The 8,221-nt window shown below is 46.6% G+C and carries 6 protein-coding genes; all 6 read left to right on the top strand.

What is annotated here, in order from left to right; all coding sequences use genetic code 11:
* The first annotated feature begins 288 nt into the window (after positions 1-288).
* The 6 genes from KKE17_08055 to KKE17_08030 all read left to right on the top strand — a co-directional run bounded on the left by KKE17_08055 (position 289) and on the right by KKE17_08030 (position 8,029).
* Positions 289-1,548 carry a glucose-1-phosphate adenylyltransferase gene (locus tag KKE17_08055; protein MBU1709940.1) on the top strand — a complete coding sequence of 420 codons (1,260 nt, stop codon included), beginning with the start codon at positions 289-291 and terminating at the stop codon, positions 1,546-1,548.
* The gene (locus KKE17_08050) at positions 1,545-2,810 is read left to right on the top strand and encodes a glucose-1-phosphate adenylyltransferase (GenBank protein MBU1709939.1); all 1,266 of its coding nucleotides are present in this window, start codon (positions 1,545-1,547) and stop codon (positions 2,808-2,810) included. Before KKE17_08055 ends, KKE17_08050 begins: the two co-directional genes overlap by 4 nt.
* Before the next feature lie 24 nt (positions 2,811-2,834).
* On the top strand, positions 2,835-4,898 hold the full coding sequence (locus tag KKE17_08045) for a DUF3365 domain-containing protein (protein ID MBU1709938.1): 2,064 nt from the start codon (positions 2,835-2,837) through the stop codon (positions 4,896-4,898).
* A 63-nt stretch (positions 4,899-4,961) separates the two neighbouring features.
* On the top strand, positions 4,962-5,741 hold the full coding sequence (locus KKE17_08040) for an arginyltransferase (protein MBU1709937.1): 780 nt from the start codon (positions 4,962-4,964) through the stop codon (positions 5,739-5,741).
* A gap of 242 nt (positions 5,742-5,983) precedes the next feature.
* Positions 5,984-6,580, top strand: coding sequence for a porin family protein (locus KKE17_08035; GenBank protein ID MBU1709936.1), 597 nt, complete (start codon positions 5,984-5,986; stop codon positions 6,578-6,580).
* A gap of 594 nt (positions 6,581-7,174) precedes the next feature.
* Positions 7,175-8,029, top strand: coding sequence for a PEP-CTERM sorting domain-containing protein (locus tag KKE17_08030; protein ID MBU1709935.1), 855 nt, complete (start codon positions 7,175-7,177; stop codon positions 8,027-8,029).
* Positions 8,030-8,221 lie beyond the last annotated feature (192 nt).

Raw genomic sequence — 8,221 nt, 5'->3', positions numbered from 1 at the left:
AGAAAGACTGATTTCATCGACTTGCCTTATTAGATGTTGATTTTGTTTGGTGGACCTTTTACTGCAGAGACCTTTTACGAGCCTATTTAATTGTGATGAAATCGCAGAAAGACTGATTTCATCGACTTGCCTTATTAGATGTTGATTTTGTTTGGTGGACCTTTTACTGCAGTGACATTTTACAAGTCCATCAATGATTGATTGCGGCTTTGTTCTGTAAAGCCTGCTTGTGACCCTCAGGGTACCGTGAAATTTTTACGGTTCAGGAATAAGGTGTACATAAACGAGATGAATCTCAAACCGAAAACTTTGGCAATTGTCCTTGCCGGCGGCCGTGTAGGCGAGCTTAATGTACTCACAGCCTATCGTCCAAAGTCAGCCGTTCCCTTTGGTGGTTTCGCAAGGGTTATTGATTTTCCAATGAGCAATCTCATGTATTCCGGTCTTGAACGGGTTGCCATTCTCAGCCAGTACCGCAGTTATTCCTTGATAAATCATATTGGTATCGGCGCCGCCTGGGACATGCTGGGACGGAACAGAGGGGTTTCCATTCTGCCGCCATTCCAGGGTTCGGGGCATTCAAGCTGGTATCGGGGGTCGGCCGACGCAGTTTATCAGAACCTGGATTTTCTTGAACACCATAACCCTGAAAATGTCCTCATTCTTTCCGGAGATCACATCTACCGGATGGATTACCGTGAAATCATTCAATACCACCACGACAAAAACGCCGATCTGACCATCGGCTGCATACAGGTTCCCATAGAAAAAGCGCACCGCTTTGGCGTTGCGGAAATAGACGACGAAGACGGTGAGCTTGGCGGCAGGATTATTGAATACCGCGAAAAGCCAAGAAACCCTCGATACAACTGGGCATCACTGACTGTTTTCTGTTTCAGGCCGAAAGTTCTTTATGAAGTATTGGAGGCCAATGCCCGCGAAGATGATTCCTATGAGTTCGGACGCGACATTATTCCCCGCATGATGCTGGAACAGCGACGGGTTTACGGCTATAAATTCAAGGGATACTGGGGCTACACCAGAACCGTTGAGGAGTATTGGCAGACCAGTATGGACCTTCTGGGACCTGATCCGAAAATCAATCTTGAGGAATGGGGGATTCGGACGAATCTCGAACATCGCGGCATAAGAGACTGCATGCCGCTTAAAGTCGGGGACCGGGCTTCTTTGGAAGACAGTCTGGTGTATAACGGCTGTATTGTCGAGGGACAGGTGGAACGGTCAATTCTGTTTCCCGGAGTGCATGTAAAAAAAGGCGCCAAGGTAAAGGACTCGGTCTTATTTTTCAATAATGTTGTGGGTCGGGATTCGGTCCTCAACAAAGTTGTAAGCGACGTGAATGTTACTTTCGGTTCGGAAGTGATGATTGGGGCCGAGGATATGAGCCTGGACCAGTATGCAACGGTTGTCGGTTGGAATAACAGTATTCCCGACGGGTCAATTATCGGTCCGGACTGTACTTTATATCCGCACCTCAAGCCGGGCAGGATTTCCAAGATCATAAAAAGCGGGGAGATCGTCAGATGAAAGTTTCTGATGGCCCATTGGTATTGCTTCTTGCCGGCGGAGTGGGAAGCCGGTTGAATCTTCTTGTCCAGACCCGGGCCAAACCCGCGGTGCCTTTTGCGGGGCTCTACAGGATAATCGACTTCAGTCTCAGTAATGTGATGAATTCCGGCTTTACCCTGGTGGGAGTGTTGACCCAGTATAAACCGCTGTCTTTAATGCGCCACATCGGCACCGGCGAGGCCTGGGATTTTAGCGGTAGAAGCCGGGGAATAAAAATTCTGCCGCCCCGCACCGGTTTCAAAGATTCGGACTGGTATAAAGGCACAGCTGACGCCATCCGGCAGAATATTGATTTTATCAAGGCCCATCCCTCCAAGGAGATTCTCATTCTTTCCGGGGATCATATATATCGCATGGATTTTGATTACATGATCCGCTTTCATCGAAAGAAGCAGGCGGATATCACCATCGGCATGATGGTGGTGCCTGAAAGTGAAATTCATCAATTCGGGTCTGGAATCACCGATGATGACGGCAGGATAATCGAGTGGGAGGAAAAGCCCAAGGTGCCGCGCACCAACCTTGCTTCAATGGGCATCTATGTATTTGATACCGAATATCTGCTCAAGGTGCTTTTGGAAAATCGGGAAGAAGTGGATTTTGGCATGCATCTCATTCCAAAGGCCATTGAAAAGGATAATGTCTATGCCTATCCTTTTCACGGCTATTGGCGTGATGTCGGCACCATACAGGCGTATTGGGAGGCGAATATGGATGTTGTCCGTCCTGAATCGGGCATTACCCCTGAAATCTGGGGGATTCGGCCCAGCGGCGAGACCGACGGTCGTCTCGCAGACCGGGCTCCTGCCAGGTTCAAGACCGGTTGCCGAGTGAGCGGTTCTCTGATTTCAGCGGGCTGTACCATTGAAGGTGAGGTTATTAACTCGGTGCTTTCTCCTGGAGTCAGAGTCGGAAAGGGAGCAGTTGTCCGTGATTCGATTATATTTGATGACTGTGAGATAGGCGAAGACAGCGTCATTGATCTTGCGATTCTTGATAAAAGGGTTAAGGTTGGTAGTCATGTGTATGTTGGGAAAGGCGAGGAGAAAACAAAGCCGAACCGGCAATTTCCGGGGCATTTATATACCGGGATCACGCTTATCGGTAAAGAAGTCGAAATTCCCGAACACACCGAAATAGGTCGAAACTGCATTATTAATCCATGCCGAACTTCAAAAGATTTTTCTTCCTTAGAGGTTGTTACCGGAGAGACAATATGAATTTCCGGTTACAAAATATCGCCAATGAAAGTATTTGATAATAAAAGAAGAGTCCGGCGATACGCCCTCTATGTATTGCTCATTGTTTTTATCGGCAATCTCTATGCGTTGATGGACCTGGTTTTTTACCCTGATGTGCCGTATCTGGCAGGCGACCACGTGAAAGTGGGCGGCTTCATGGCTTCTCTGGCAATTGTTTTTTGCTGGTTGCTTGAAAGTGTTTCCAGGAGGGGAAAGACATCAGAAGGTGGCTTTTCTTCAATGAAACTCGGAACGTATGTCTGGATTCTGGTGGGTTTCTGGACCATTATTATTTTTGTTTCTCTGGCTTTTAATCTTGTCAGACAGAAGCAGGAGACCTTTGAAGTAGCGCTTAATGAGGCCAGAACAGTATTTGAGAAAGATCTTATCTATTACCGATGGGCTTCCAATCATAACGGGGTGTTCGTGCCGATCACCGAAAGCACCCAGCCGAATCCCTATCTTAAGGACATACCCGAGAATATGATAAACGCCTCTTCCGGGAAATCGTATACTCTGGTGAATCCGGAATATATGATCCGCGAGATTTACGAGATGCAGACTTTACGGCACGGGGTGCTCGGACACATCACCAGTCTGGATCCGATTCGTTCTGAAAACGCTGCGGATGAATGGGAGTCTCAAGCTCTCGAAGCATTTGAAAACGGCAAGGAAGAGGTTCATTCCATTGAGAAGATTGACGGCGAGCCTTATCTGCGTCTGATGCGGCCGATGATAACCGAGGAGGGATGCCTCAAATGTCATGCGCCTCAGGGATATGACCTGGGGGATATTCGTGGCGGCATCAGTGTGTCCGTTCCCATGACTCTGCTTTTTTCGATTTCGAGAAAAGATACGGTGATGTTTTCAATGGCTCATTTTGCCTTATGGTTGCTTGGTATCATGGGCATCCTTATCGGCTCGCACCGGTTGCAGGAATCTATCCGCGAGCGGGAACAGGCGGAAGCAAGAATCCGGTCGATTATCGAAAACATGCTTGATGGTTTGATTACCCTGGATGAGGACGGCTGTATTGAATCATTAAACACCGCGGCGACCAGGATATTCGGGTTTGATTCCCATGAGGTTGTCGGGCAGCATATAGATGTGCTGGTGCGGTTTTCTTCGGAACGGGGCAGTAAGTATTCAGCCGTTCAGGAAACTGGGCCGCCGGATATCACGAGGTTTATGGGCAGCCCCCAGGAAATTACCGGGCGGCGAAAGGATGGTTCCACTTTTCCTCTTGAGCTTTCAATAAGCCAGATGATGTTCGGCGCAAAAACGCTGTTTATCGCCATGGCGCGTGATATCACCGAGGAGAAAATCAAGAAGGCCGAAGCCCTTCGTGCCGGCCAGCTTGCCGCCATCGGAGAAATTGCCGCTGGAGTTGCCCATGAGATTAATAACCCGATAAACGGGATTATTAATCTCACCCAGATACTGCTGGATGGCTTTGAGGCATCCGATATTGAAGCCAAAGAAAGAGGAGAAATTCTAACCAGGATAATCAAGGAAGGCGACCGGATTTCGGGTATTGTCCGTAATCTTCTTGATTTTGCCAGGCAACGGGATGAAACTGTTGAGGAGTTTCAGATCGAAGACGTTATCAGAGACAGCGTCTCCCTTCTCATGTATCAGTTTAATAAGGACGCTATTTCAGCAGTTATTGATATTTCCCCTGATCTCCCCTACCTTAAAGGCAATCCTCAACAACTTCAGCAGGTTTTCCTTAATTTATTGAGCAATGCCCGTTATTCTCTCAAGATGCGTTATAAGGGGCAGGACCCCGGCAAACGCCTTGAAATTACCAGTTTTGTCATACAGGTAGACGGTAAAGATTATCTGCGGACAACGGTGACGGATTTTGGCACGGGGATTCCAAAGGAGGTAATCGACAAGATATTTGATCCGCTGTTCAGCACAAAACCTCCTGGCGAAGGCACCGGGTTGGGTTTGAGCATCAGTCAGAATCTGGTCATGGAGCATCAGGGCTATCTTCGATTTGAAAGCATCCAGGGAGATCACACCACTGCCATTGTTGATCTGCCTATACCGATACAGTCGTGAAATTTTTTTCAAAAGTTTTTATAATGAAATAATCTCCATGAAAACTGTTTATGATTAAATGTTATGATTTTCCTCGACGAAGAAACCAGAGCTGATTCATTTCCTATCTTATCCGAGCTCTGCAAGTATTTCCTCGATGTGCCAACCGAGTGTCCATACGGATTGCCCTTCGTGGCAATTTATCGACAGGCCAGGTTTGAAACTATTTCCGAGGATGTCATGCAGCAGTTATTTGCTGCCGGGTTCAGGAGAAATGGCAATTGTTTCTATACCATGCAATGCAGAGGATGTAACGCATGCGTGCCCATCCGGATGAATCCCACACAATTTAAGCCCAACAGAAACCAGAAAAGGGTTTCAATGCGGAATAAGGATGTTGAAGTAAGTGTTTGTTCCATGAGCATGGAAAACAGCAATCTCGCATTGCTTAACAGATTTCTTGATACTCGTTATCCCGGTCGCGGAAATGATGCCCTGGGGTACTACTCGGGTTTTTTCCTGAGCACTTTCGGGAACACCTTTGAAATACGTTACAAGGTTGCAGGCGAACTGTTGGGCATTGCCATTGTGGACATCTGCGCTTCGCTCCTCAACGCGGTGTATTTCTATTTTAATCCTGATGAAGAAAAGCGCAGCCTGGGGACATTTAATATTCTGACCCTTATCGAACTCGGCAAGCAACAGGGCATTGAAGATCTTTATCTGGGATATTGGATCGAGGATATCCAGGCAATGAGTTACAAAGCGGCATTCAAGCCCCATTATCTTTTGCAGGATGGCCAGTGGCATCTTGTTGATCGAAAAAGTGTTAAAGCAAAAATGCATCTCATCTCAAATTCTTGATAATTCCCGTTTAGTCTGTTTTATCTCTACAAATCTGCTGGCGTCTACAATGACGGTGTTTTTGAGGCACGACCGCCATATGATCCGCAGTCCCTGGCCATCCTTAATTTATTGTCGAGTTCGGCGACAATTCATTTAAACTCAAAACCGTAAACAGCCGATGATGTGTTGAAGTTGTTTAACATGCGCAAGGAACTCCTGATAATTAATCAGTGGTCCTTGAAATATTTATGGGTAGCCTGATGAAAAATTTTTGGGCGATTTTGTTGTTATCCTTGCTGGGTTTAATGGGTGTATCCAGTGTTTGGGCAGTGGAATACGAAACCATGGTCGGGTATTCGCGCGGCGCTGCGTTTATTCTTGATCAAACCCAGACGGTAAATGATTATGAACGCGAGTTTGAGTCATCTCATGCAAGCACTTATTCTGTATCCCTTGAGCATCGCTTCCCCTCCAGCGGTGCCTATTTCTGGGGCCTGGGAGCGGATTTCACCTCTTTTACCTATGATTTCAAACCGGCGGAACAGGGCGCAATGGGTACGGTTGATTCATCTCTTCTGATGTTTAACGCCAGATACTATTTTGATTTCTCAGCAAAATTCCACCCCTATGTCAGCGGCGGGTTCGGCATCGGCTATGCCGGGCTTGACGATCGTGGTGATAAAATCGACCACCACGGGTATGGCGGGCTGCAGTGCAAGCTCGGGGCCGAATATTTTCTCGGCCGGGATTTCGGGATGTTTGCTGAAGGCAAATGGCTTGAACTGCGTGGCAAGAGCCAGGATTTCGATCCAACATCCTATGGGATCTTCGCCGGTATTTTCTTTGTGTTCCGGTAAACGCTTTGTATCATTCCTGTGCATTGACAAGAATAGTCTTACTGAAGTAATCAATAGTCAATAATTTGTTATGCCTTGTCTGCAGAAGGATGAATGTGTAACCATTTGCTGTAGATGAATCCTTTCAAGAAAGGTTTCCATAATTAACCTTTAGTTGTGATGAAGAAAAATTTGTTACGTATAGTTGGCATAAGTTGAAGGCTGAGTATTTTGGAAATGTCTTCACTTTCCGGAGCCCATGAACAGTTACCTTTGACATGGAACATCTAGACTCAAAGGGTTGATGGATTCAGTCTAAGTTAGTGGTGTTCCCGTCTTTCCGCTTTTCCGGTATTCTGTGCAAATTGTCCGGAAATCAGGAATTTATGAGCAAAATTAATCAAAATCAGCGGCACCGCTATTGTCAGTTAAACAGCTGAACCTGCGTTCATTTCTCATGTGCCGCTACTGCTTTGGCACTATCGGCATATATATTGCTTACTTTTTACAAGCCTGGTGGCTTTGGTCCTGCTGATTCAGTCTTCAGGAAATGCTTAAATCACAAACATAAGCAGTTTCAAAAGAGAAATTATAACTTTCAATAAAGGAATGAAAATGAAGAAGATTTTAGCGGGGCTGGTAACTATTTTGGCAATAAATGGATTTGGCATGCCATCATCATCTTCAGCTGGTGCTATTTATGAATTCATACAGAATGACACCGGCACCCCGCTGGCAATCATGGAATTTGACAGCGCCACCGGGCCCTGGACAACTGATAGCGTCGAACTTTTCGCCTGGACTCGTGCGGGAAGAAACGCATTAAACCTTCCGCTTTTCGATTCCGAGAGCTCTCTCTACTCCCTGGTCGAGGATGGTGCCGGTGGCTTGAATGGTACTGGCAATAATGGGATTGCAGAATGGATATTCGAAGACAGGAGGGATTCTTTTCTGTTTCATCAAAATTTTAATACTTATATTGGTTTTGATACCTATACCGCTGCGGGAGGTAATTGGTCAAAAAATGGTGAGAATTCATATGAATTCATACAGAATGACACCGGCACCCCGTTAGCAATCATGGAATTTGACAGCGCCACCGGGCCCTGGACAACTGATAGCGTCGAACTTTTCGCCTGGACTCGTGCGGGACGAGACGCATTAAACCTTCCGCTTTTCGATTCCGAGAGCTCTCTCAACTCCCTGGTCGAGGATGGTGCCGGTGGCTTGAATGGTACTGGCAATAATGGGATTGCAGAATGGATATTCGAATACAGGAGGGATTCTTTTCTGTTTCATCAAAATTTTAATACTTATATTGGTTTTGATACCTATACCGCTGCGGGAGGTAATTGGATTCTTAGACCGCAGGACCAAACTGAGCCAGTACCAGAACCAGCGACCATGCTTCTCTTCGGCACCGGCTTAGCAGGTCTTGCTGGTTACAGGATCAGAAGAAAAAAGCAGTAATCCTTTCTCTAAATCATGAAGTACATACAGGCAGAGTCCGCAACGGCTCTGCCTTTTTTTGTTTGGCTTTAACTCCTGCTATTCATCCTAAAGCCCCGGGATTTAATGGGGCTTTTCCCTTTGTATTATAAACGGAAAGAGTAGGAGTTTTTTGGGAAGCCCGACCTAGGCTTCGATGGAGCCGCCTCACGT

Source organism: Pseudomonadota bacterium, assembly GCA_018823135.1.
In the GTDB taxonomy this organism is placed as follows: Bacteria; Desulfobacterota; Desulfobulbia; order Desulfobulbales; family CALZHT01; genus JAHJJF01.
The sequence above is the reverse complement of the archived record's forward strand: the minus strand, read 5'-3'. Positions and strand labels throughout refer to the sequence as shown.

What these genes read in the sequence shown, in the direction of transcription:
- KKE17_08040 (MBU1709937.1), top strand. Translation starts at nt 4,962, where the DNA reads ATGATTTTCCTCGACGAAGAAACCAGAGCTGATTCATTTCCTATCTTA.
- KKE17_08055 (MBU1709940.1), top strand. Translation starts at nt 289, where the DNA reads ATGAATCTCAAACCGAAAACTTTGGCAATTGTCCTTGCCGGCGGCCGT.
- KKE17_08030 (MBU1709935.1), top strand. Translation starts at nt 7,175, where the DNA reads ATGAAGAAGATTTTAGCGGGGCTGGTAACTATTTTGGCAATAAATGGA.
- KKE17_08050 (MBU1709939.1), top strand. Translation starts at nt 1,545, where the DNA reads ATGAAAGTTTCTGATGGCCCATTGGTATTGCTTCTTGCCGGCGGAGTG.
- KKE17_08045 (MBU1709938.1), top strand. Translation starts at nt 2,835, where the DNA reads ATGAAAGTATTTGATAATAAAAGAAGAGTCCGGCGATACGCCCTCTAT.
- KKE17_08035 (MBU1709936.1), top strand. Translation starts at nt 5,984, where the DNA reads ATGAAAAATTTTTGGGCGATTTTGTTGTTATCCTTGCTGGGTTTAATG.